The following is a 24,637-nucleotide window of genomic DNA, read 5'->3' on the forward strand; positions in this document are numbered from 1 at the left end:
TCTTGTTTTAAATCAACCGTTTCCAGTTGATTCTTACGCTGTCAATTCAATATGTTAATGAACTTTTTCTTTACTTTCTCTTAACGTTGTTTCGCTAAGCGGGTGCAAATATAAAACCCTTTTTTCACTCTCACAAACTTAATTTGAAAAAATATTTAATTCTTTTTTCAAGCTTAATTTTTCTGGAAATGAACGTACGAAACGCAACATATTGTTTTTGTTTCGGGGTGCAAAAATAGAACCCTTTTTCATTTCCACAACACATTTTTGCTTTTTATTTCTATTTTTATTTTAAAACCTTAATTCCGTGCAATTTAACAATATTAAAAAGTTCTTGTTTTATTCTAACCCCTAGCGAATACTATACTTTAATATAAAAAACGGCTTTCAATAGCACAATACCTTTATGAATTACAACTGCATTAGCGGTAGTAGCGGCATCCTTTTTTTAGGTCTATATATAATGACATGATAAGAACATAATACTATGAGACAACATATTCTACACTAAAGTAAACCTAATAAAAAAAGATACAGCGGATGACGCGACGCTTTTGCTACTAAAAAGCAAAAGCGGAATGCCCTAAAAGGACTATACAATATTTATAGAAACTTCACTTTGTCTATTCCTTATATAGGTATATCTTTGTAGGCTAAAATTTATACTATATATAATGATACAAATTACTCTACCAGATGGTTCGGTTAGATCTTTTGAAAAAGATGTAACTCCTTATGAAGTGGCTGTAGACATTAGCGCAGGATTTGCCCGTAATGTTATTTCAGCAAAATTCAATGACACAGTTGTTGAAACTACCACTCCACTAACCACTGATGGTAGTCTTACCTTATATACTTTTAAAGACGATGCAGGTAAAAAAGCATTTTGGCATTCTTCTGCCCATGTGTTGGCACAAGCTTTAGAAGAACTATACCCAAACGTAAAGTTATGGGTTGGCCCAGCTATTGATAATGGTTTTTATTATGATGTTGATTTAGATGAAGGCTCTATTTCTGAAAAGGATTTTAAATCTATCGAAACTAAAATGATAGAAATCGCTAGAGGTAAGCACGACTTTAAAATGCGTGAGGTTTCTAAAGCTGAAGCCTTATCCTATTATAAAGGAAAGAATGACTATAAAGTTGATTTAATTGAAAACCTTGAAGACGGCACTATTAGTTTCTGTGATCACTCAAGTTTTACAGATCTTTGTCGTGGTGGCCACATACCAAATACCGGTATAATAAAAGCTGTTAAAATATTAAGTGTTGCTGGGGCTTATTATAAAGGTGACGAAAAGAATAAGCAACTCACAAGAGTTTATGGTATTTCTTTCCCGAAACAAAAAGAGCTAACAGAATACTTAGAGCTTTTAGAAGAAGCTAAGAAAAGAGACCACAGAAAACTTGGTAAAGAATTAGAGCTTTTTACATTTTCGCAAAAGGTAGGACAAGGTTTACCGTTATGGTTACCTAAAGGTGCTGCATTACGCGAACGTTTAGAGAACTTTTTGAAAGCAGCACAAAAGAAAGCTGGTTATGAAATGGTGGTGACCCCGCATATTGGAAGTAAGGAACTTTATGTAACTTCTGGTCACTATGCAAAATATGGTGCCGATAGTTTTCAGCCTATAACGACTCCTTCTGAGGGTGAGGAATTCCTTTTAAAACCAATGAACTGCCCACATCATTGTGAAATTTATAACACAAAACCATTTTCCTATAAAGAATTACCAAAACGTTATGCGGAATTTGGAACGGTATATCGCTATGAGCAAAGTGGAGAATTACATGGTTTAACACGCGTTAGAGGTTTTACTCAAGATGATGCCCATATTTTCTGTACACCAGATCAGTTAGACAAAGAGTTTAAAGATGTCATAGATTTAGTACTCTATGTTTTTGGATCTTTAGGTTTCGAAAATTTTACAGCTCAGGTTTCATTAAGAGATCCTGAAAATCCGGATAAGTATATCGGAAGCGATGAAAACTGGGAAAAAGCAGAACAAGCTATTTTAAGTGCTGCTAAGGATAAAAATTTAAACTTTGTTGTAGAAACGGGTGAAGCTGCTTTTTATGGTCCAAAGTTAGACTTTATGGTAAAAGATGCCCTTGGACGCCAATGGCAATTAGGAACCATACAAGTAGATTACAACTTACCTGAACGCTTTGATTTGTCTTATAAAGGCAGTGATAACGAGATGCACAGACCGGTTATGATTCACCGTGCTCCTTTTGGAAGTATGGAACGTTTTATAGCGATATTACTAGAGCATACTGGTGGGAATTTCCCGCTTTGGTTAATGCCTGAGCAAGTAATTGTACTCTCTATAAGTGAGAAATATGAAAAATACGCTGAAAAAGTTTTAATTTCGCTAGAAAATGACGAAATTCGCGCCCTCACAGACAACAGAAATGAAACTGTAGGTAAGAAAATTCGCGAAGCTGAAATGCAAAAGTTTCCTTATATGATTATCGTTGGTGAGCAAGAAGAAAAGGATAATACAATAACAGTGCGTCAACATGGTGGTGAAGACCTTGGCACAATTAATGTAGAAGACTTTATAAAAATAGTAAAAGATAGAGTTAGTAAAAGTTTAAAAACTTTTAAATAATATTAAGTTTAATTTAAAATACAGAAGCCATAGCAATACGTAGAAACAGAAAGAATTTTACAAGACGTGTATCTCAAGAAGATAAACACCGTATAAATTCTAAAATCAGATCTGAAGAAGTAAGATTAGTCGGAGATAATGTCGAAATAGGTGTTTATCCTGTTAAACAAGCGTTATCCTTAGCCGACGAACAAGGTTTAGATCTCGTAGAGATTTCGCCAAATGCGAACCCTCCTGTTTGTAAAGTTATGGATTATAAAAAATTCCTTTACGAGCAAAAGAAACGAGAAAAATCATTAAAATCTAAAGCAACAAAAGTAATCGTTAAAGAAATACGTTTCGGTCCTCAAACAGATGATCACGATTACGAGTTTAAAAAGAAGCATGCTGAAAAATTCTTAAAAGATGGAGCGAAATTAAAAGCGTTCGTATTCTTTAAAGGACGATCTATTGTCTTTAAAGAGCAAGGTCAAATTTTATTACTAAAATTGGCTCAAGATCTTGAAGAATATGGAAAGGTTGAGCAAATGCCTAAGCTTGAAGGAAAGCGAATGATTATGTTCATTGCACCTAAGAAGAAGTAATTAAAAGCTGAATTTTCAGCGATACGATAATAAGCGAAACGTAAATTAAAAAGAGGAGAAAATGCCTAAAATGAAAACAAAATCGAGTGCTAAGAAACGTTTCAAACTAACTGGCACTGGTAAGATTAAAAGAAAGCATGCTTTTAAGAGTCATATATTGACAAAAAAATCTAAAAAGCGTAAGCTAAAATTGACTCATGATGGTTTAGTACATAAAGCAGATGAGAACAATATTAAAACAATGTTACGTTTAAAGTAATAGTGTTTTAATCGGTTAAAACAAATTATAAACCCTGGAGTTAGGCAAAACAATTTAGCAAGTGTCAATTTAGACCGCCTACTACAAAAAAACAATTAAGAGAATGCCAAGATCAGTAAATTCAGTAGCAAAAAGAGCCCGAAGAAAAAAGGTTCTTAAGCAAGCAAAAGGTTACTTCGGAAGACGTAAAAACGTTTGGACAGTAGCAAAAAATGCGGTTGACAAAGCGATGCAATATTCGTACAGAGACCGTAGAGTAAAAAAGAGAACATTCCGTTCGTTATGGATTATGCGTATTAACGCAGGTGCAAGACAGCATGGAATGAGCTATTCAAAATTTATGGGAGGATTAAAATCTAATAATATTGACTTGAACCGTAAGGTACTTGCCGATTTAGCGATGAATCACCCAGATGCTTTTGAAACTATAGTAAACAAAGTAAAATAGGCTTTTAGCCAAATTAATAACAACATTTCGCTTATAAAATCCGATTCATTAATTTGAATCGGATTTTTTTATGCCTAAATATTAAAAACTAAACCATTTACATAAGCGCATACTTACACAAAATTCCTTTTTTATTTTTAACTTACGCTTTAATAAAAACCAATTACATGAAGCGTATTCAACTCATTGCAACCCTCATTTTACTTGTTACTTTTAACGCTTATACCCAAGACCAAGAAAACCCCAAACCTTGGGATGTTTCAAACCCAGAAGGGGATTGGAATTTTAAAGACCTAAAACTATCAACTGACGAAGGGACTTGGATGAATTTAGATATCAGTCCTGATGGAAAATCTATTGTTTTCGATTTACTAGGGGACATCTACATCATGGATATCAAAGGTGGTAAATCTAAAATATTAAGAGAAGGTTTGCCTTTTGAAATACAACCACGATTTAGTCCTGATGGTAAACATATTTCATTTACGAGCGATGCAGGTGGTGGCGACAATATATGGGTTATGAATACCGATGGTTCTGATGCAAAACAAATTACAAAAGAAGATTTCAGGTTATTAAACAATGCTATTTGGACACCAGACGGAAATTATCTTATTGCTAGAAAGCATTTTACTTCTGGTCGCTCTTTAGGAGCTGGTGAATTGTGGATGTATCATAAAACTGGTGGTAGTGGCTTACAGCTTACTAAAAAGAAGAATGACCAACAGGATGTTAACGAACCGACCATATCGCCAGACGGGAAGTATTTGTACTATAGCGAAGACGTTTATCCTGGAGGTGCTTTTCAATACAACAAAGATCCTAACAGCCAAATCTATGTCATTAATCGTTATGATATGAAAACAGGAGAAACCATGAGAATTACTGGTGGTCCTGGTGGAGCTGCACGTCCTCAAATTTCTAGAGACGGAAAAAAACTAGCTTTTATAAAACGTATACGTACTAAAACTGTTTTATATATTCATGATTTAGAAACAGGTGAAGAATGGCCTGTTTATGATCAACTTAATAAAGACCAGCAAGAAGCTTGGGCTATTTTTGGAGTGTACACCAACTTTAATTGGATGCCTAATAATGAAGACATCGTGATTTGGTCTGGCGGAAAAATTAATACGATCAATATCAATTCGCTCACAGTATCCGAAATTCCATTTCAAGCTAATGCTACTATTAAAATTGCTAAAGCTGTTGAATTTGACACGCCTGTAGCACCAGATACTTTTGACGCTAAAGTTATTCGTCATGCGACCACGTCACCTGATGGAAAATCAATTGTATTTAATGCGCTTGGGTATTTATATACACAAAAATTACCAAACGGAAAAGCTAAACGATTAACGACAGGCACTGATTTTGAATTTGAACCGACCTTTACACCCGATGGAAACACCATTACTTATGTGACTTGGAATGATCAAAACCTTGGTGCTATTTATTCGATTCCTTCAAATGGTGGAGCTGCTACAAAATTGACTTCAGAAAAAGGCATTTATAGAAACCCATCGTATTCTCATAACGCTAAACATATTGTTTATCGAAAAGAAGGAGGAAACAACGAGCAAGGTCGGACGTTTTCAAAAAAAGCAGGTTTGTATGTGATGAATAGTGACGGCACAAACACCAAATTTGTAACCAAAGAAGGAGATTACCCAATGTTTAATGCCGATGATACACGAATTCTATACCAGAATGGTGGCCAGTTTTTTGGGGCTTTAACTAAAGAATTGAAAAGTGCTAACCTTAATGGTTTTGAGGAACGCACACTTGTCAAATCAAAACATGGCAATATTTTGGTACCGAGTCCTGATAGAAACTGGATTGCTTTTGTTCATTTGCATAAAGTGTATTTGGCTCCTATGCCTAAATCGGGACACACTTTAGACTTAACTGATAAAAGTAAATATGTTCCAATTACACAACTTTCTAAAGATGCAGGTATCAATTTACATTGGTCTAAAGACAGTAAAACATTACATTGGACCTTAGGCAACCAGTATTTTTCAGCTAATGCTTCCGAAGATACCAAACTCGTTGAAAAAGGCATAAAAATTAATTTAGAAGCTAAAACTGATAAACCTTCAGGAAGAATTGCTTTAAAAGGAGCGCGACTGATTACTATGGAAGGTGATGAAATCATAGAAAATGGCACCATCGTTATTAACAACAACACTATTGAATCTATTGGAAATACTTCAGACATCACAATACCTTCCGATGCGAAAGTCTATGATGTTTCAGGAAAAACAATAATGCCAGGAATGGTTGATGCGCATGCACATATTGGTGGCTTTAGATATGGATTAACCACACAAAAGCATTGGCAATTTTATGCTAATTTAGCTTATGGAGTTACAACCTCTCATGATCCATCTGCGCATTCTGAAACGATTTTTGCACTTTCCGAATTACAAAAAACAGGAGAACTTGTTGGGCCACGCCTCTACTCTACTGGGTTTATACTTTATGGAGCTGATGGAGATTTTAAAGCGGTCATCAATAATCTTGAAGATGCACGTTCATCTATTAGAAGAACCAAAGCTTTCGGTGCTTTATCTGTTAAGAGTTATAACCAACCAAGACGAGAGCAACGACAACAAGTATTACAAGCCGCCCGCGAAGAAGGTATTTTTGTTGTTCCGGAAGGAGGCTCAACGTTTTATCACAATATCACCATGGTCATGGATGGCCATACTGGTGTTGAGCACAACATTCCTGTGGCTCCTGTATATAAAGATGTTTTAGAGCTTTGGGGTAACAGTAACGTGGGTTATACACCAACACTTATTGTGAATTATGGTGGTATGAATAGTGAAGTCTATTGGTATCAAAAAACCAATGTATGGGAAAATGAAAAGCTTCTAAAATATACTCCAAGAGCAATTATCGATTCACGTTCTAGACATCGTGTTATGGTTCCGGATGAAGAATATGAAAACGGTCATATTTTGGTTTCTAAAACAACTAAAGCACTTAGTGATGCTGGCGTAAAAGTAAATCTTGGTGCACATGGTCAGTTACAAGGACTCGGAGCACATTGGGAATTATGGTCACTTCAACAAGGTGGTATGACAAATCATGAAACCTTAAAAGCTGCCACTATAAATGGAGCTAATTATATAGGTGCAGGTAATGATATCGGTTCGCTGAAAAAAGGAAAATTAGCCGATTTAATTGTAATGGATAAAAACCCTTTAGAAGACATTAGAAATTCTGAAAGTATTATTTACACCATGATTAATGGTCGATTATATGATACTGAAACTATGAATGAAATAGGAAATCATCCAAAGGAGCGCACTGAGTTCTATTGGGAAAACAATAAATATAACCAAGCGTTTCCTTGGCATGAGGAATCGCAAAGTTTTACACGAGAAACCTGTGGTTGTCATGTAGGTTCTCACTAAAAAATAAAGAGTCTGTCTAAAGAGTCATTACTTGCTTTCAAACTGAGCGTAATTGAAGTTTTAATGTTTTAAAAATCATTGCATTTCGACTGCGCTCAATGTGACATTTAAAACTAAGAAATACTTTTTCAGACGGCTTATTTTGATTTTACTTAATTTGAATACAATTTTTAAGGATACAATATGAAAGACGTTAAAATGGTAGTCACAGATATGGACGGTACATTGCTAAACTCTCATCACGAAGTGAGTTCCAAGTTCTTTGAACTATTTAAAGACTTAAAACAACAAAACATTCAATTTGTTGCTGCGAGTGGACGACCTTATTATAGCATTGTTGAGAAACTTCAACCTATAAAAGATGATATTATAATCGTTGCAGAAAATGGAGGTTTAGTCATTAAAAATGAGGACGTACTGCTTTCTAATCAGCTAGATCCAAATAGATTATTAGAACTTTACACCTTAGTTACTAATATTGAAGGCGCCTACCCTATTTTCTGCACGCAACATCGGGCATTTATTCTTAGAGCATCGGATGAACTGGTAAAGACATTTTCTGAATATTATTCTGTTTACACCATCATTGATACTTTTGAAGATATTACAGATGACATCATTAAAATAGCGTTGTATCACACCACAAATTCAGAAAAACATATTTTCCCATTCGTAAAACATTTAAAACCAGAACTCAATGTTGTGGTTTCCGGAAATCATTGGGTCGATATTTCTGAAGCTATTACTAATAAAGGAAATGCTCTAAGCTTTTTACAAGAGCAACTCAACATTTCACCTTCTGAAACGATGGTATTTGGAGATTATAATAATGATTTAGAAATGTTGACATGCGCCAAATATAGCTATGCGATGAAAAATGCGCACCCTAATGTGAAAACTGTGGCTAATTTTGAAACAGAATCTAACGATAATAATGGTGTAGAATTGGTTTTAGAGCAATTAATTACCGAAAGCCGTAAGCACTAGTTGCCTTCCTGATGCTCTATTTCTATGCTCACAAAGATAGATGCCTTGCCAAATTCCGAGATTTAACTCACCATTAGTAATGGGCATTTGCACAGAGGTTCCCATTAACGATGCTTTTATATGTGCAGGCATATCATCAGGACCTTCGTAAGTATGTTGGTAATAGTCCTGATTTTCTGGAACCATTTTATTGATATGGCTTTCAAAATCTAATCTTACCGTTGGATCTGCATTCTCATTTATGGTTAAACTTGCCGAAGTATGCTTAATAAATACTTGCAATTGCCCAACATTAATTTGCTTTAACTCTGGAAGTGCTCGTAAAATATCTGAAGTAATGAGATGGAAACCTCTAGAAAATGCTTGAAGTTTAATCTCTTTTTGAAAAAAATTCATATTACTATAAGCTGATTTTATTTTGATTCGCCTGAAATTTCATCAATAGCAGATTTAAACTCTTTCCAATTAATAAGGTCATCACCATCTTTATCGTAGCCTTCGATTAATTTAGAAGACACCATACCTCGAATAAACCCGGTAATTTCAGCTTGTTTTAATAATTTTACAATTTCATCTTTACTCAATTTTCCATCACCATCTTTATCAAAAAATGCAAAGGCGTCTTCGGGTGTGTTAAAATGATTGGTAATTAAGATTTGAATTTTGTGGAGTATGGTTTCTTTTGATAACATATCTAATGGATTTTATTAAAAATAAGAAATAATGCTATGAAACTCTGATGTATTAACAAACAAAAAAAAGGTCGCCTCACAGCCACCTTTAATTTAGTTGATTAAAAACCCTACTTCTTAATCACCGTTACCGAAATTTACCCAAACCTCGGCTTAATATAAAATAATTAGATTCAATATAAACACCTTAGATTTTAACGAATGGCTCTTTATTAAAATAGTTCATTCTTCTACATAATTTAAAAGCTTAGATCTACCATAACTATTGAGCCGAACAAAACTAAATTTATATCAATAACTTACAAATAGTCAGGTTTGAAATGCAGTGTTTTGTATGTGAATGAACTATTTTGTTTTATTCTTTCCTTTTTAGCAGTCATTCCTATACATAAATTAGAAACAAAATAGCGATACTCAAAAAAGAGTATCGCTATTTTAACTACATCAAATTTACTTATATTACTTTTTTACTATTCGTTTTATAGTTTCATTTTCGTCTATTTTAATTTTTAAGACATAGATGCCTGCTTCATATTGATTTAAATTAATTATAAAATTATCACTTGTATTTACATTGTTTAAAAGCAAACGTCCATTTAAATCGTACACGGTAATTTTAACTTCCTTAATACTTGGTAGCATAATAGACACTTGACCATCTGTTGGGTTTGGGTACACTTTAATAGCATTCAATATATTACGATCTCCAACTCCTAAAACTTCTTCAACTGTAACAACAATCTCTACACGTTCGCTGTAACAACCGTCATCACTAACACTAGCGACCCAATACGATGTTGAACCAATAGTTTCTGTACTAGGAGTTGGTGCTTCTGAATCAGGAACTCCTCCTGTTTCAGCTTCATACCAAGCTAAGTCTAATCCACCTGAAGTTGCAGTTAATACACTAGCATCATCACCTTGACTGTAAGTCACTAATGCTGTTACTATTGGCACTTCTGGAATGTCTGAAATAATAACATTAACCATAGTTCTTTCGCTTTCGCAACCATTTGCATTAGAATCTGACACATAATAAGTCCCGGTTTCTAAATCGGTAGTAGCAATTAAAGCCGTATCATTAGTTTCGGAGTTGTACCATTTTAATGTCGACCCTATAATTTCTAAATCCGTTACTGTTGCACTTCCACAAAATGTCTGTGTATCAACTGCTGGTGCTGTTGGTATAACGACACCAGATGTAAGTGGAGATCCCATTAACCAGTTTGATGTTGTTCCAAATAAGGTAAAATTATTTAAAATACCATCGTTTCCATTTCCTGTGGCATCCACTAGTTGAAGCTCTGAACTATTATAATCCGCATTTAAGCCATGATTGAATTTATAATACGCTACCAAACCTTCTTCTACTCCTTGTAGTTCACAATTTTTACTTTTGTTGATTTGATTAGCCGTTCTTGCTATGTTCCAAATTCTAACGTCATCAATAGCTGCATCCAAAAATCGATCATTAAATTGTGGATCTTTTCCTATATTAAGATTTCGGTACGCATTACCAATATTCATTGTGAAATCTTGAGAAGCAACTTCAATACCATCTACATAAATTTTTGCTGTGGTTCCATCATAAACACCTGCAATATGATGCCATGTATTTAAACTTATACTGTTTTCAGGTGAATTTGTTTCGTTCCATCCAGAATTTCCTAAGGTAAAATTAACAACACCATTACCTCCTGCTCTTAGCATATAACCCGAATTAAAAGGACCATTAGCGTCATCTTTATTAATAATATTTCCTAAATAAGCTTGTGATGCAAAAGAATTAAACTTAACATAAGCTTCTAATGTAATGGTATTACCTGTAATTCTTACACTTGCATCATCACCACAATCTATAAAGTCGTGTGAATTTCCAAAATTAAGGTAAGTTGCAGGTGTACTTATAGGAGACCCAGCTAACCAATTACTAGTTGATCCTAACAATTCAAAATTATGTAATGTTCCATGAGTTGTATTTTCAGAACTATCTAAAAGTACTGTTTCTTGAGTATTGTCTTGGCTATCTAAACCTTGATTAAAATTATAATATGCAATTAAACCTGTTTCATCATTTTGTAATTCAACGTTTTTAGATTCATTTAATTCTTCAACAGTTCTTACTACATTCCATATACGGACTTCATCAATAGAGCCATTAAATAGGTAATTGGCATCATTATAAGATCCTATATTCACTTCATTTCCATTAATTGATGGTAATACATTAGTATTCGTAGCTACTAAAGATCCATCTTTATATAATTTTAAAGTTTGTGACGGGCTATCATAACTAACAGCCACGTGATACCATGTATTAAGTTCTAATATATTTGAATCTTCTACAGCATTCCACTGACCATTATGGCCAGCCGATAATATACCATTCGGTACCCATAACGCATGTTGTCCAAAATTATCAGAACCTGAAACTATATTATTCTCGGCAGCAAATTCATTAAGATAAATCCATGCTTCTTTAGTATAAGACTCAGTTAATATATTACCACAATCGATATAATCGTCTACTCCATCTAAATTTAAATGTGTCGCTGAAACATCAATCGGTAAAATTGGATTGAAATCTTGCCAAACTGCTGTATTTTGGTATGCAGCTACAGCACTATAAGGTACATATAAAGTTCTATTTACTGATGGCCCAAAGTCATTATCAAAAACAGATGGGTTAATTACTAAAGGAGTAGTACTATTACAAATGACAGTAGTTAAACTATGGCACATTCCAAAAGCTCGTGGACCTATAGAAGTTACAGAATTACCTATATTAACTGTTTGTAAACTTGTGCAATGATCAAATGCTAGTTCTCCTATAGAAATCACTGAATTAGGAATTGTAACAGAAGTTAAGCTATGGCACATAGCAAAAGCTGCAGTCCCTATCGAAGTCACCGAATCAGGAATTAGGACTGAAGTTAAGTCTAAAGAATCAAAAAAAGCAGCTTCACCTATAGCAGTGACTTCATAAGTATTTGAATCGTAGATAACCGTTTCTGGAATCATTACAGTTTTAGACATCATCATAAAATTTTGCCCTACTTCAACCGTAAGTGGATCTGAGACTGAAGTTATATTATAATTAATGCCATCAGCATTAAAGGTTTGTCCATAAGACGTTAATTGGAATAAAAGCACCAACGTAAATAAGTAAAATTTTAGTTTCATAGGTTATAGATTTAGTTTGAATTAATAATCATTCAAATCTATATAATTACCGATGAAATACATTTTTAACGTGTCCAAATGCAATACTATGTATATAAATGGTATTTCAATCCCTAATATTTTCATTTAATGACAAAAAAAAGCAGCCCTACCATAATGGTAAATGCTGCCTTTTGCTATTAATCAGATTATAAAGAATGGTTGGTTATCCGTTCAACCACTAATATATGGCTAAACTATTCCTTATCTTTTAAATTTGGGACGAGATGCAATACTTTGTATGTAAGTCACTGTTTTTGTTTTGGTTGAGACAAATGATCCTATACTTAGATCTTAATACTCAAAAAATTGATAATGGCTACTTAAACTGTTTTGCATAGGTTCTAGACAATGGTATTTCTACATTGTTAATTTCAAGTGTGTTTGTTGTAATACGCTCTACTTTATTTTTATTTACTAAAAAGGACCGATGCGCTCTTGCAAATGTGTGCAATGGCAATTGCTCTGCTATAGTACTCAACGATTGTCTTATACTATATTTTTTTGAAATAGTATAAATACTACTATAATTACCATCAGCTACAAAATATCTTATATCTGAATATTTAACATTTACCGTATCATATCCATCTTTAAATTGAAAATTCTGATTTTCATTTTTCTGAATGACAATACCTATGGATGCCATTAAATCTACTTTCTTTATAGGCTTTGTTAAATAACCATATGGCTTTGTTTTTATGGCTTCGCTCATTAAAGCAAAATCTTGCTGACCCGTGATAAAAATAACAGCGGCATTATCATTTTTGTTTTGAGATAAGGTTATGCCTTCATTTTTACCACTTAAATTAATATCCATCAATATAATCTCTGGTACAAAGGTTTTCATTTCAGCAATTGCAGTATTGGCATCATTTGCGATTTCAATATTTTTAAATCGTTCTTCTTGTAAAATCTCTGAAATGTATTCGGCTATAATAATGTCATCTTCAATAATAAGTATTTTGGTGTTTTTAGGGTTATGCATTACTTATGTCTTTTTGAAATGAAAATGTAAAACCATTTTCAGTATTAATAGTATACTCAATTTTAAGTTGTCGACAGATTTTATCTATCAGTTTTGGTTTTATTTCTTGCGTCATAATAACCGTTCCATTATCTGAATACAGAAAACTAAGCTTATTTTCTTTAACACGTAATTCAACATTAATGGTTTTATTATCCTGATTATTAAAAGCATGTTTTATAGAATTTATAGATAATTCGGTAAGTAATAATCCAAAATACATGGCATAGTCTGATGGAATTTCTACAGTGTCTATTTTAAAATTTGTACTAATGTTATTTTCGTTAAATACGTCTAAAAAACTTTGTTTAACATCGTTTAGATAATTTGAGATTTCTATTTTCTCTTTATCATTATTTTTATATAAGTGCTTGTGAAGTGTTGAAATGGCTTCTACTTTTGTCAATATATTTTTAAGTTGAAAACTATTTTCGGTAGACGCTTTTTTCAATTGATCTGAAATAAGAATGACCACCAATTGCAAATTATTATTAATTCTATGGTTGGCTTCACTTAGTAAAAACTCGTTTTCTTTAGATAATATTTTTAATTGCTTGTTACTTTCTTTCGCCCCTTTTAAAACATAGGCAATTAACAATGTTACTATAATAACAACAATCAATAGACTAACAATAGCATAAAACATAACCGTGTTAGAGGCCAAAGCTTTATTTTTATTTTCAATTTCGAGGGCATTAATTCTAATTTGATTCTCTTTCTCCGATAATTTGTATTTTTCCTCAAGTTCAAACAGAAATTTATTATGCTCTAGTTTATAATATTTATCTGTAAGTTTTAATCTTACTTTTAAATATTGATAAGCCTTGATTGTATTGCCAAGCTTTTCGTAAATATTTCTTATGTTATCGGTGAGTAAAATTTCGCCATAAAACAATTCATTTTTTTGGGCAAAATCTAAGCCATTCAACGATTCTTCTAAAGCCTTAGTATACTGCTTATCCTTTATTAAGACGCGGGTATAATTAATATAAGCATCAATTTTATTCTGAATTAACTGATGCCTTTCAGCAAAATCAATAAGTTCTTCTAAATTATGTATTGCTTTTTTAAAATCCTTTTCCTTTTCATAAACGCCTGAAATTTCTAGCATAGAATAAAATATTCCATTTTTATCATTCAGTTCTTTTGAAATCTTTAATGATTTCTGAGCATATAAAAGTGTAGAATCTGGTTGGATAAAATACTCTGAAAACAAGGCTGCTTTTCTACTGTAATATTTTGCTAAATATATAGGAGCAATTTTATGCGTTTCTAAAATCAATTTAGCAGCTTCTAAATGCTTTATCGATTCAGCGAATAAGGTTCTCTTTCTATAAAATTCAGCAATCTTTACATGGTATAAAAATTCTAACTCTTTATTTTTAGAAATTTTAATAGCTTCAAATGCTTTTAAATAGTAGGTATTAGCTGTATCGTAATTCAGTTTTAGCTTATATATTTCTGCTAAACCTAATAACAAATGAATTTCCTCTACTTTGATACTGGTGGTTTCGAGATTTTTGTTGTAGTAAAAAAGTGCTTCATCCAATTTGTTTTCAGATATTAGATTTTGTCCAAAATCTATAATATCTTCGGTTTGACTATGTGACGCATTACAAACAAAAAAAAGCATGATAATTAAGTACTTCATATTATGCTTTATGCTTATTTTTTTTTAGAAATTAAATAGAAATTACTATAACAATCCAATGATTCAGTTTCCACTAATTAAGCTTTTATAATTTTTTGAATACGTGTATCGTTTGCAGAACTGATTTTAATAAAATAAATGCCTTCCGTTAAAATTGAAACATCAACGGATTCCTCAATTGTTTTCTGTTGTAAAACTGAATTTCCATAAATATCATACAATACAACATCTAAAACCTCGCTATTAGGCTTTGAAATAAATAAGTTATCTGAAACTGGATTGGGATAAATCTTCAATTCTGATAAAATTTGATCTGAATTTGATAAACTCACATTTCTATAAGTTGCTATATAACCTGGAAAATTCTCTAATCTTAACTGAGTAAAATCAGCATTAGAATTTAAGGTGATGGAACGACTTGTATTGGCTGCTACTTGGTTAAAAAAAAGATTTTCAAGATTAATTTCACCTGAAGTATCACATACAGCAAGTGACTGCACAAAACTATTTGGTGTTAAAGTATTTTGTTCAGCATCATAGGTATAATAGCCATTAAATCCATTACACGCTCCAAATCCCTCAAAAGTTAAGTCGCTATTAATGGTGAGTTGAGGAATATAATCTGGCTGCACATCCTCATAATCCCAAACGACACCGTCTAGATCTGCTTCCAATTGATGCAAATACCAAGTGCCATATAGATTAGAATCCTGTGCGTTTATGTTCTTTATAAAGAACAGAAAACAAAAAAATATAATTAACCGCTTTGTAGTTTTAGAATTCATAAATAAGAGTTTAGACTCTAAATTTACTCTTTTTTTAATACTTGTAAAATTTGATTATCTCTAATCAAAGTAAATAAGACAGATTACGTTTTCTGTTTTTTCTTTTTAGCTGCTGGAAATAACACGTTATTTAAAATTAATCGGTACCCAGGAGATGTAGGATGTAAGTCTAATTCTGTTTTTGGATCACCTACTCTATGTGTGTAATCTTCTGGATCGTGACCGCCGTAAAAGGTAAAGAAACCTTTTCCTTTAATACCATGAATGTATTTGGCTTCACCATTGGTTCTGTTTTCTCCCATGACCAAAACATTCGATTTAATTTGGTCTCTACTAAACGAGGTTGTTTGCCCCATAAACCCTTTAACTAAAGCGGTGTGATTTTGAGTTAACATGGTTGGAATGGGATCCCATTTGGCAGAATATTCCATTAATGAAAAATAATCTGTAGTCTTTGGTATTTGACGTTTCTCAGTCATGTCTATCGAAGAAAACTCATAAACATTAGGACTCCGTTCTAAAATATAATCCTTAAAAGCAAAGGTTTTATTAAAATCGATTTTATTCTGATAGCCTGGATCGCTACCATCTCCATCAAACATAGGCTCACAAATATCTATGCCTTCAGCTGACAAAGCAATATCAAAACTATCGGTTGCAGAACACATGGCGAACATAAATCCACCTCCAACAACATAATCTCTAATTTTTAATGATACGGCTAATTTTTCCTCAGAAACTTTGTTGTAACCTAAGCGTTTAGCCAAGGCTTCAGCTTCTTTTTTATCTTCAATATACCAAGCAGCTGATCGGTAAGCGCGATAAAATTTTCCGTATTGTCCTGTAAAATCTTCGTGATGTAAATGCAACCAATCGTATAGTAATAATTCATCGTTTAAAACCTCTTCGTCGTAAATGGTTTCATAAGGAATTTCAGCATAAGTTAAAACCATAGTTACCGCATCGTCCCATGGCTTTAATCCTTTAGGTGTATAAACAGCAATTTTAGGTGCTTTTTCTAACACAACTGCTTCTTGATTTACGGCAGGACTCGCAATATCTTCTAAAATTTGAGCTGCTTGTGCCTCTGAAATCACTTCAAACGAGACTCCTCTAATTTGGCATTCGCGTTGAATAATATCTGCATCAGGCAATAAAAACGAACCGCCTCTATAATTAAGAAGCCATTTTACTTTAAGTTCACGTTCTAAAGTCCAGTAGGTTAAACCATATGCTTTAAGATGGTTCTTCTGTGTTTCAACATCCATTGGAATAAGAATATAGGATGCGTAAGCATTGGCACTTAAGAAGAGTGTAAAAATTATAATGAGTAAATTTTTCAAGTTCATGGAATTAGAACGAAATATAAGTATTTTTTAGTCTTTAGAGACTCGTTTTATCATTCTTTTAAGACCTAAATCGAATATGTAATAAGTTCATCGTAATACGGAAGGCATTCATTTAGTAACGGTTTAAGATGCCGAGGAAAAGCTTCCTTTTTTTCTTTATACATCATAAAACCACTCGATTGATGTACGTTTTTGTACCAATATTTAGCCCAAATACCATCTTCTATAAGTTGCTGCGGTTGCCAGGACAACATGTTTGTATCGAACGGAATTTCAGCAAATTCACATAATTTTTGAAGTGTCCGCTCTGGATTTAATAATACCTTTTTAGAATCTAATACTACAAATGGGATATTTTGTGTTTTAAAATAATCAATTAGCTCTACATGAAGCGCATAACCGACATCGTTTAACGTTGGGTTTTCTATGACCTTATCAAAAGACGGTAACATCTCTTTAGGATGTCTTGTTAAAATGATATTAATAGTGTTCCTCATAAAATCACGATTTAATCCCAACAGATGATGCGTCATGTGTTTAAAAAACAGGACTGGTTTTTCGGTATTATCAAGCATCATTTTAACGACTTCGTCTCCATCATTTTCCATCGTATCTAGAATGAGTTGAGATCCTGGATGATACTTTTGAGCTTCCGGATGATTTTTTAAATAGTAACCGTATAAGGGCTCATCAAACACTTTGGTATCTTTTCGTTGTGCAAAAGCATACATTAAGGCTGTTGAAATATTTCGTGGTCCAGACCATAAACACATACGTTTTATACTAGTCATTATTCACCGTATTTTCTATTAAGGCTTCGTAAAGTCTATTGAGGTTTCTCGTTACATTACCATAATTACCTTCACCGATCTGTCTCCCATCAATTTTCACTACAGGTGTTAAACCACCAAAAGTTCCTGTTACAAAGGCTTCATCCGCACCGTAAACATCAAATAACGAAAAGTCTTTTTCAAAACAAGGTATATTATTAGCTTTACAAACTTCGATTACTTTGGCTCTGGTGATACCATTCATACAATACTTACTTGTAGAGGTCCACACTTCACCTTTATTAACTATAAAGAAATTAGTGGCATTGCAAGTTGAAACGAAACCATGAATATCTAACATTAAAGCTTCATCTGCACCTGCTTGTATGGCTTGTATAAGCGCTTGAACTTCGTGAAGTTTACTATGACAATTTAATCTTGGATCTAAATAATCTGGTGATCCTCTTCGGATTGTGCTTGTAAAAAGCGTAATTCCTTTTTCCTTAGAATCTTTTGAAGCCGTTTTATATTCAGGGATAATAACCACGTTTGGTCCAGAAATGGTAAGACGTGGATCTTGAGATGGTGTTTTTTTAATACCACGGGTAACCATGATTCTGACATGCACACCATCGGTCATCTTATTTGCTTTGAGAGTTTGCATTACTTTAGCCGTTAATTCTTCTTTTGAAAAAGGCAAATACATACCAACCGATGCAGCAGACGTCCATAACCGATTAAAGTGATCGTCTAAAAAGACCAATACTCCATGATGTAGTCGTAAGGCTTCCCATATCCCATCTCCTACTAAATAACCGCTATCAAAAACGGAAATTTTAGCATCGTTTCTTGGAAACAATTGATCGTTAATAGAAATTAGAATATCGTTATTTCTGCTATCTTCTATAGCATTGTGCGTACCATGAACCATAATTAAAAATTTAGTATCGAAAGATACTTAAAATTATAATTTGATTACAAAAACAACGCTCTTAGTCCAAAGGCGATTCACTGCCCGAAAGTAAGCTAGCGATAACCTTGGTGCCTTCGAACTGTTCTAAAATAATTTTGATAAAAACGGTTATTGGAATTGCCATAATCAATCCAGGAATTCCCCAAAGGAAGCCCCAAAACATTAACATTACCAATACTGCAATCACATTTATAGAGAAAGATTTCCCCATAAAAATTGGTTCTAAAACGGCACCAAAGGTGACTTGAACCATAGAAATCGCAAAAATAAAGAAGAACAATGTACTTGACGGATCGAGTTCTACAAAAGCAAAAATAGATAAGAATATTACAGAAATAAACGAGCCTACCATTTGCACAAAATTAATAGCAAAGGCGAATAATCCCCAGAAAATAGGGAAACTAACATCAAAAAAGACACACATTAATCCGGTGAATAATCCTGTAAGCGCACTCACTAAAACTTTTACTTTAATAAACTTTATAAGATCTTTTTCAATCTTCATAAAGGTCTTAATAGATGTGTGTTTTCTTTTTAACAACGTACTATTAAGTAGTTTATGCACGTTAATGGATTCTGCTAACCACAGCACTACAAAGAAAACAGTCATTAATAAAGTGGTTAAAAATGAATTGAGAAAGCCAAGCGTAGATCCTAAATTTTCTTTTTCAAAAAGCTGCCCTATAATGCCATGTTCTTGTTCTATTTCAATTCCGAAATTATCTAATAAATAGATTTTTAAGTCTGCTGTTTTTAATTCGGCTTTAGATAAAAACTCAGTGTTATTTGCTAATATTTGTTTGCTAGATAACTGTACTAATTCAATACCTAGTTTAAGGCCTAATGCCACCAATAACAAAACGATAATAATACTTACAATTTTAGGTACATTTCTACGTCCCAACCATCGCATTAATGGCAAGAATAACAAGGCAATAAACATTGAGAAAATCAATGGGATAAATATAAACGACAAGATCTTTAGTAAATAAAATACTAAAGGCACTACTATAATTAACAGCAACACATTGGTTGTACGTCTTTGTTCTAACATGAGGCAAAATTCTTTTTAACTAGCGGTCAAAGATAAGTTAAAATACACTTTTTATATCCTTAAAATGCTGTTAAAATGGTACGCCATCATCCTCTGGTCCTCCAAATGCATCCGAAGCAGAAGGGAACTTATCTGGTGTAAATGTATTATCATTAGCAGCATCGTTCATTTTAGAATGAAACTCTGCACCAAAAGGTGTATCAAAATCATCTAAATTATCAAACTTACCTAAGTGTCCAATAAATTTCAAACGTATGTTTTCTAAACCACCATTTCTGTGTTTTGCTACAATAAATTCACCTTGACCTTCGGTTGGAGAGCGTTCTTCATCATCCCATTCATCAATCTTATAATATTCAGGTCTATAAATAAAGGCTACAATATCCGCATCTTGCTCAATCGCTCCAGATTCACGTAAATCGGATAATAAAGGACGTTTACTACCTCCACGCGTTTCTACCGCACGAGATAACTGAGATAAGGCAATTACAGGAATACTTAATTCTTTTGCTAAGGCTTTAAGGTTTCGAGAAATCATCGATATTTCTTGTTCACGATTCCCCCCTTTTTGACTTCCACCTGCTGTCATTAATTGCAAGTAGTCAATCATAATCATCTTAATACCATATTGAGACGCTAAACGACGTGCTTTTGCTCTTAAATCGAAAATAGAAAGCGACGGTGTATCATCTATAAACAAAGGTGCTTGCTCTAAGGTTTTTACTTTTACGTTAAGTTGCTCCCATTCGTGCTTTTCTAATTTACCTGTTCTTAACTTTTCAGAAGATAAGCCAGTTTCACTAGAAATTAAACGCGTAATTAATTGAACTGAAGACATCTCCAGAGAGAAGAACGCAACAGGCGTATTACTATTAACAGCAACATTCCTTGCCATGGTTAATGTTAAAGCTGTTTTACCCATACCAGGACGTGCAGCAACAATAATTAAATCACTAGGTTGCCAACCCGAGGTTAATTTATCGAGCTTATCAAAACCAGAAGCGACACCACTCATCCCTTCCTTATTAGACATTTCCTCAATTTTCTTTTTCGCTTGAATTACTAAACTTTGAGCAGACTCCGTAGATTTCTTAACGTTACCTTGGGTGACCTCGTATAATTTAGCTTCAGCGGTATCTAAAAGATCAAAAACATCTTTCGTTTCATCATAAGCTTCTTCAATAATTTCGTTTGAAATCTTTATTAAACTTCTCTGAATATATTTTTGAAGAATAATACGTGCATGAAACTCAATATGTGCAGAAGAAGAGACGCGTTGTGTTAAGGAAATAAGGTAAAAATCACCGCCAGAAACTTCTAGCTTTTGATCTTTCTTTAATTGACTAGAAACGGTTAATAAGTCAATAGGCTCACTATTTTCAAACAACTTAAAAATGGCCTCAAAGATATGTTTATGAGCATCTTTGTAAAATGCATCAGGACTTAAAATGTCAATTACTTCATCAACTCCCTTTTTATCAATCATCATCGCCCCAAGCACAACCTCTTCTAAATCAGTTGCTTGAGGAGGTATTTTGCCCTTCTCTAAATTAATGATAGTGCTTTTATCAACTTTGTAGCCTTGTACTGGATTGGGTTGTTTCATAAGTAGCAAAAGTAGTTAATTAGTGTTGAGGAAATGAAGAAGCACGCTTGACGATGTCAACAGGTCTTCAACAATTTAACTGTTAATAACTTGATTATATTGTTAATAGTGCCAAAAAAAACCGAAGCTAAAACTTCAGTTTTTTTTAGTTTCCTATATTTAGTGGATTTAGTCTTTATAGACTCCCATTGCATCGTATTTTTCCATACGTTGGTTCACTAAATCTTTTGGTGATAAGTTTTTAAGCTCTTCATAAGATTTAATAATGGCGTCTTTTACTGCAGAAAATGCTTTGTCTCTATCAGTATGAGCTCCACCAAGTGGTTCTTTAATAATAGAGTCGACAAGCTTCATACGTTTCATATCCTTAGCAGTAAGTTTTAAAGCCTCTGCTGCTTGTTCTTTGTATTCCCAGCTTCTCCATAATATTGAAGAACAAGATTCTGGTGAAATTACCGAATACCACGTATTCTCTAACATCATAACGCGATCTCCTACTCCAATACCTAAAGCACCACCTGAAGCACCTTCACCAATAATAATGGTGATAATTGGTACTTTAAGACGTGCCATTTCTAAAATGTTTCTAGCAATAGCCTCTCCTTGTCCGCGTTCTTCAGCTTCTAAACCAGGATACGCTCCTGGAGTATCGATTAGCGTCACAACAGGAATTCCGAATTTCTCGGCAGATTTCATAAGGCGTAAGGCTTTACGATACCCTTCCGGATTAGACATTCCGAAATTACGATATTGTCTTGTTTTGGTATTAAATCCTTTTTGCTGGCCAATAAACATGTACGATTGGTCTCCTATTTTACCTAATCCACCAATCATGGCTTTATCGTCCTTTACATTTCTGTCTCCGTGTAATTCTAAAAAAGTATCACCACAAAGTGCTTTAATATGATCTAACGTATAAGGTCTATTAGGATGACGAGACAACTGTACTCGCTGCCAAGCTGAAAGATTTTTGTAAATATCTTTTTTAGTTTCAGCAAGTTTCTTTTCAATCTGCTTACAGGTTTCAGTGACATCTACATCACTTTCTTTACCTATAATTTCACACTTATCTAGCTGATCCTCTAATTCTTTTATTGGTAATTCAAACTCTAAATATTCCATACAATTTGAAGTTAGTTTTGTTTAGTTAGTTTTCTTAGGTACAAACCTACGTATTCTTATTTCTATTTTATAAAAAATAGATAAAAAAGTAGGCACACAATATTCAATTTACAAAAATAGAATTTATTAAAGAAACTATGAAAACTTTAAGTGTTAATACTATTTGTTTTCCTTTTTCGTCTTTGATAATTTTTGAAAACTGCATCAAATAAAACAGTTCCCAACACAAGTATAGCGCCCAAATAGAACTGTGGCGACATTTTTTCTGTTTCAGGAAATAGCATCAAAGCGATAGCAATACCATAGACTGGCTCTAAGTTATAACTTAAAATCACAGTAAATGGACTTATATAACGCATGACTTCTACTGAACCTATAAACGCATAAGCTGTACAAACTGACGCTAAAATGAATAAGTACATCCAATCTGAATTGGATAGTGTAAAAAATTCTGCATTAAAGCTTTTGCCTGTTAAAAGAATGAAAATCGTAAGAAAAACGACTCCACTTATAAATTCATAAAATGAAATAACGGTTGCACTATGCTTCTCTATAAAAAGTCCATTTATTACCGCAAATAAAGTCGAGAATAACGCTGAGAACAATCCTAAAATAATCCCATTAATGTACCCCATTTCGCTACTAGTAATTAAAACAACTCCAAGAATGACAATGATTCCGAAAATAATTTCATAACCTAAAATACGGCGTTTAAAAAAGATGGGCTCAATGAAGGACGCAAAAAATGCCCCCGAAGAGAACATGGCCAAAGCAATAGAAACATTGGCTTGATTTATGGCTTCGAAAAACGTAATCCAATGCAATGCTATAATAACTCCTGCTGCAGAAAATTGCCAAAATGTTTTTGATGAGATTTTTATATTTATTCTTACAATTTTAATATAAATAAACATTAAAATTCCGGCCATTGCCATTCTATACCAAACCAATTCTAAAGCACCAATAGTAATTAATTCTCCTAGTATTGCGGTAAAACCAGCAATGACCACAAGAAAGTGTAAATGTAAATAATGCTTTAATTTAGCGTTTGGCATTTTGCAGCAGATATATGGCTAAAATACCAAATATTACATTAGGAAACCATACAGCAACGATCGCAGGAAAATTAGATTGCTCTGCCATGACACCAAAAACCTTATCGAAGAAAACGTAAATCATTGCAATGGCAATACCAAAAGCTAAATTCACTCCCATACCACCTCTACGCTTTATAGAAGATACAGCCACAGCAATTATAGTTAGAATAAATATGGAAACTGGTAAACTCCATTTTTTTAATTTCACCACTTCATAACGCCCTATATTAGGTGAACCTCTTCGTTTTTCTGCAGCGATAAAATCAAGGAGTTCCCCATAAGATTTTGTTTCTGCGGCATATTCTACAGGTGTTAAATCTTCGAGCTCAAATGGAAATTGTACTGTTTTATGAGTCTCTTTCTCTACCGTTTCAATGCCATTATCAAATGACCGCTTTAAATAGGTCGTAAGTTTATAAGCACTATCCTTTTCAACATAACTAATTCTATCTGCAAAAATTTTATATTTTAATTCATTACCTTCAAAATGCTCGTACGTGAAATTTAAGCCCGATTTAGTTTTAGGTATAAAATTACTTACATATATATAATCGTGATCATTAATTTGTTGGTAAACATCTTTTGTTTGCTGAACTGACTTGTTCTTTTTTAGGTACTTAAATTTAAACTCATTAAACCCTTGACTTGCTATTGGAGCTAAATACATACCTAAAAACAACGCGAATCCTGCTACAATAGAAGCACCAATCATATACGGTCTTAAGAATCTTGAAAACGAAACACCAGAACTTAAAAACGCGACAATTTCTGTGTTATTTGCCAGTTTGGATGTAAACCAAATAACCGATAAGAATAAAAATAACGGAAATAAAAGATTCGCAAAATATACCGTAAAATCTAAATAATAAAATGCGATCTCCCCAAACGGCACATCATTTTCTAACATTTTACCTACTTTTTCTGCTAAATCTACAGTAATCCCAATAGGGACAAAAAGTAGTAACATCATT

General features: G+C 33.2%; 20 protein-coding genes. 6 read left to right on the forward strand and 14 right to left on the reverse strand.

Annotation, left to right across the window (positions count from 1 at the left end; all coding sequences use genetic code 11):
• Positions 1-674 precede the first annotated feature (674 nt).
• From thrS to HM984_RS12090, 6 genes are all read left to right on the forward strand, one after another.
• The gene (thrS, locus tag HM984_RS12065; protein ID WP_179349338.1) at positions 675-2,615 is read left to right on the forward strand and encodes a threonine--tRNA ligase; all 1,941 of its coding nucleotides are present in this window, start codon (positions 675-677) and stop codon (positions 2,613-2,615) included.
• 35 nt (positions 2,616-2,650) lie between these two features.
• Positions 2,651-3,199 carry a translation initiation factor IF-3 gene (infC, locus tag HM984_RS12070; protein ID WP_115809705.1) on the forward strand — a complete coding sequence of 183 codons (549 nt, stop codon included), beginning with the start codon at positions 2,651-2,653 and terminating at the stop codon, positions 3,197-3,199.
• Positions 3,200-3,260: 61 nt separating this feature from the next.
• Entirely contained in the window at positions 3,261-3,458 is a 198-nt protein-coding gene (gene rpmI / locus HM984_RS12075; protein ID WP_020897364.1) for a 50S ribosomal protein L35, read from the forward strand.
• Positions 3,459-3,561: 103 nt separating this feature from the next.
• Complete coding sequence (gene rplT / locus HM984_RS12080; protein ID WP_115809703.1) at positions 3,562-3,906, forward strand: 50S ribosomal protein L20; 345 nt, start codon at positions 3,562-3,564, stop codon at positions 3,904-3,906.
• A 167-nt stretch (positions 3,907-4,073) separates the two neighbouring features.
• Positions 4,074-7,331, forward strand: a complete 3,258-nt coding sequence (locus HM984_RS12085) for an amidohydrolase family protein (protein ID WP_179349339.1) — start codon at positions 4,074-4,076, stop codon at positions 7,329-7,331.
• A gap of 183 nt (positions 7,332-7,514) precedes the next feature.
• Positions 7,515-8,318: an HAD family hydrolase gene (locus tag HM984_RS12090; RefSeq protein ID WP_179349340.1), complete on the forward strand. Its 804-nt coding sequence runs from the start codon at positions 7,515-7,517 to the stop codon at positions 8,316-8,318.
• On the opposite strand, the gene HM984_RS12095 is transcribed toward HM984_RS12090, so the two are convergent.
• The 14 genes from HM984_RS12095 to HM984_RS12160 all read right to left on the reverse strand — a co-directional run bounded on the left by HM984_RS12095 (position 8,292) and on the right by HM984_RS12160 (position 24,633).
• Complete coding sequence (locus HM984_RS12095; RefSeq protein WP_179349341.1) at positions 8,292-8,714, reverse strand: secondary thiamine-phosphate synthase enzyme YjbQ; 423 nt, start codon at positions 8,712-8,714, stop codon at positions 8,292-8,294. The two genes, HM984_RS12090 and HM984_RS12095, sit on opposite strands and share 27 nt — an antisense overlap.
• Positions 8,715-8,731: 17 nt before the next feature.
• Complete coding sequence (locus tag HM984_RS12100) at positions 8,732-9,010, reverse strand: EF-hand domain-containing protein (protein ID WP_115809695.1); 279 nt, start codon at positions 9,008-9,010, stop codon at positions 8,732-8,734.
• A gap of 459 nt (positions 9,011-9,469) precedes the next feature.
• Positions 9,470-12,193, reverse strand: coding sequence for a LamG-like jellyroll fold domain-containing protein (locus tag HM984_RS12105; RefSeq protein WP_179349342.1), 2,724 nt, complete (start codon positions 12,191-12,193; stop codon positions 9,470-9,472).
• Positions 12,194-12,551: 358 nt separating this feature from the next.
• Complete coding sequence (locus tag HM984_RS12110) at positions 12,552-13,220, reverse strand: LytR/AlgR family response regulator transcription factor (protein WP_179349343.1); 669 nt, start codon at positions 13,218-13,220, stop codon at positions 12,552-12,554.
• Positions 13,213-14,910, reverse strand: a complete 1,698-nt coding sequence (locus HM984_RS12115; RefSeq protein ID WP_179349344.1) for a tetratricopeptide repeat-containing sensor histidine kinase — start codon at positions 14,908-14,910, stop codon at positions 13,213-13,215. The genes HM984_RS12110 and HM984_RS12115 overlap by 8 nt, the downstream gene beginning before the upstream one ends.
• Before the next feature lie 77 nt (positions 14,911-14,987).
• Entirely contained in the window at positions 14,988-15,695 is a 708-nt protein-coding gene (locus tag HM984_RS12120; protein ID WP_179349345.1) for a T9SS type A sorting domain-containing protein, read from the reverse strand.
• Positions 15,696-15,778: 83 nt separating this feature from the next.
• The gene (locus HM984_RS12125; protein ID WP_115809761.1) at positions 15,779-16,963 is read right to left on the reverse strand and encodes an asparagine synthetase B; all 1,185 of its coding nucleotides are present in this window, start codon (positions 16,961-16,963) and stop codon (positions 15,779-15,781) included.
• Positions 16,964-17,109: 146 nt separating this feature from the next.
• Positions 17,110-17,835 (reverse strand): sulfotransferase-like domain-containing protein, encoded by a 726-nt coding sequence (locus HM984_RS12130; protein WP_257018496.1) that lies wholly within the window; start codon positions 17,833-17,835, stop codon positions 17,110-17,112.
• Positions 17,828-18,745 carry an aminotransferase class IV gene (locus tag HM984_RS12135; RefSeq protein WP_179349347.1) on the reverse strand — a complete coding sequence of 306 codons (918 nt, stop codon included), beginning with the start codon at positions 18,743-18,745 and terminating at the stop codon, positions 17,828-17,830. The genes HM984_RS12130 and HM984_RS12135 overlap by 8 nt, the downstream gene beginning before the upstream one ends.
• Before the next feature lie 61 nt (positions 18,746-18,806).
• Positions 18,807-19,841, reverse strand: coding sequence for an AI-2E family transporter (locus tag HM984_RS12140; protein WP_179349348.1), 1,035 nt, complete (start codon positions 19,839-19,841; stop codon positions 18,807-18,809).
• A 70-nt stretch (positions 19,842-19,911) separates the two neighbouring features.
• Positions 19,912-21,447 (reverse strand): replicative DNA helicase, encoded by a 1,536-nt coding sequence (gene dnaB / locus HM984_RS12145; RefSeq protein WP_020896943.1) that lies wholly within the window; start codon positions 21,445-21,447, stop codon positions 19,912-19,914.
• Positions 21,448-21,615: 168 nt separating this feature from the next.
• A complete protein-coding gene (locus tag HM984_RS12150; protein WP_115809681.1) occupies positions 21,616-22,569 on the reverse strand; it encodes an acetyl-CoA carboxylase carboxyltransferase subunit alpha in 954 nt (317 codons plus the stop codon).
• Between the two features lie 146 nt (positions 22,570-22,715).
• On the reverse strand, positions 22,716-23,624 hold the full coding sequence (locus HM984_RS12155; protein WP_115809679.1) for a DMT family transporter: 909 nt from the start codon (positions 23,622-23,624) through the stop codon (positions 22,716-22,718).
• Positions 23,611-24,633, reverse strand: coding sequence for an LptF/LptG family permease (locus tag HM984_RS12160; protein WP_245940339.1), 1,023 nt, complete (start codon positions 24,631-24,633; stop codon positions 23,611-23,613). The genes HM984_RS12155 and HM984_RS12160 overlap by 14 nt, the downstream gene beginning before the upstream one ends.
• Between the last annotated feature and the right edge of the window lie 4 nt (positions 24,634-24,637).

The sequence above is a fragment of the Winogradskyella pacifica genome, from assembly GCF_013403915.1.
Lineage (GTDB): Bacteria > Bacteroidota > Bacteroidia > Flavobacteriales > Flavobacteriaceae > Winogradskyella > Winogradskyella pacifica.

Excerpts from the sequence above, each read along its gene's own strand:
- HM984_RS12095 (WP_179349341.1), bottom strand. The coding sequence starts at position 8,714 with ATGAATTTTTTTCAAAAAGAGATTAAACTTCAAGCATTTTCTAGAGGT.
- thrS (WP_179349338.1), top strand. The coding sequence starts at position 675 with ATGATACAAATTACTCTACCAGATGGTTCGGTTAGATCTTTTGAAAAA.
- HM984_RS12105 (WP_179349342.1), bottom strand. The coding sequence starts at position 12,193 with ATGAAACTAAAATTTTACTTATTTACGTTGGTGCTTTTATTCCAATTA.
- HM984_RS12110 (WP_179349343.1), bottom strand. The coding sequence starts at position 13,220 with ATGCATAACCCTAAAAACACCAAAATACTTATTATTGAAGATGACATT.
- HM984_RS12150 (WP_115809681.1), bottom strand. The coding sequence starts at position 22,569 with ATGGAATATTTAGAGTTTGAATTACCAATAAAAGAATTAGAGGATCAG.
- HM984_RS12120 (WP_179349345.1), bottom strand. The coding sequence starts at position 15,695 with ATGAATTCTAAAACTACAAAGCGGTTAATTATATTTTTTTGTTTTCTG.
- HM984_RS12135 (WP_179349347.1), bottom strand. The coding sequence starts at position 18,745 with ATGGTTCATGGTACGCACAATGCTATAGAAGATAGCAGAAATAACGAT.
- rpmI (WP_020897364.1), top strand. The coding sequence starts at position 3,261 with ATGCCTAAAATGAAAACAAAATCGAGTGCTAAGAAACGTTTCAAACTA.
- HM984_RS12090 (WP_179349340.1), top strand. The coding sequence starts at position 7,515 with ATGAAAGACGTTAAAATGGTAGTCACAGATATGGACGGTACATTGCTA.
- HM984_RS12085 (WP_179349339.1), top strand. The coding sequence starts at position 4,074 with ATGAAGCGTATTCAACTCATTGCAACCCTCATTTTACTTGTTACTTTT.
- HM984_RS12115 (WP_179349344.1), bottom strand. The coding sequence starts at position 14,910 with ATGAAGTACTTAATTATCATGCTTTTTTTTGTTTGTAATGCGTCACAT.
- HM984_RS12125 (WP_115809761.1), bottom strand. The coding sequence starts at position 16,963 with ATGGATGTTGAAACACAGAAGAACCATCTTAAAGCATATGGTTTAACC.
- HM984_RS12100 (WP_115809695.1), bottom strand. The coding sequence starts at position 9,010 with ATGTTATCAAAAGAAACCATACTCCACAAAATTCAAATCTTAATTACC.
- HM984_RS12130 (WP_257018496.1), bottom strand. The coding sequence starts at position 17,835 with ATGACTAGTATAAAACGTATGTGTTTATGGTCTGGACCACGAAATATT.
- HM984_RS12155 (WP_115809679.1), bottom strand. The coding sequence starts at position 23,624 with ATGCCAAACGCTAAATTAAAGCATTATTTACATTTACACTTTCTTGTG.
- HM984_RS12140 (WP_179349348.1), bottom strand. The coding sequence starts at position 19,841 with ATGTTAGAACAAAGACGTACAACCAATGTGTTGCTGTTAATTATAGTA.
- HM984_RS12160 (WP_245940339.1), bottom strand. The coding sequence starts at position 24,633 with ATGTTACTACTTTTTGTCCCTATTGGGATTACTGTAGATTTAGCAGAA.
- rplT (WP_115809703.1), top strand. The coding sequence starts at position 3,562 with ATGCCAAGATCAGTAAATTCAGTAGCAAAAAGAGCCCGAAGAAAAAAG.
- dnaB (WP_020896943.1), bottom strand. The coding sequence starts at position 21,447 with ATGAAACAACCCAATCCAGTACAAGGCTACAAAGTTGATAAAAGCACT.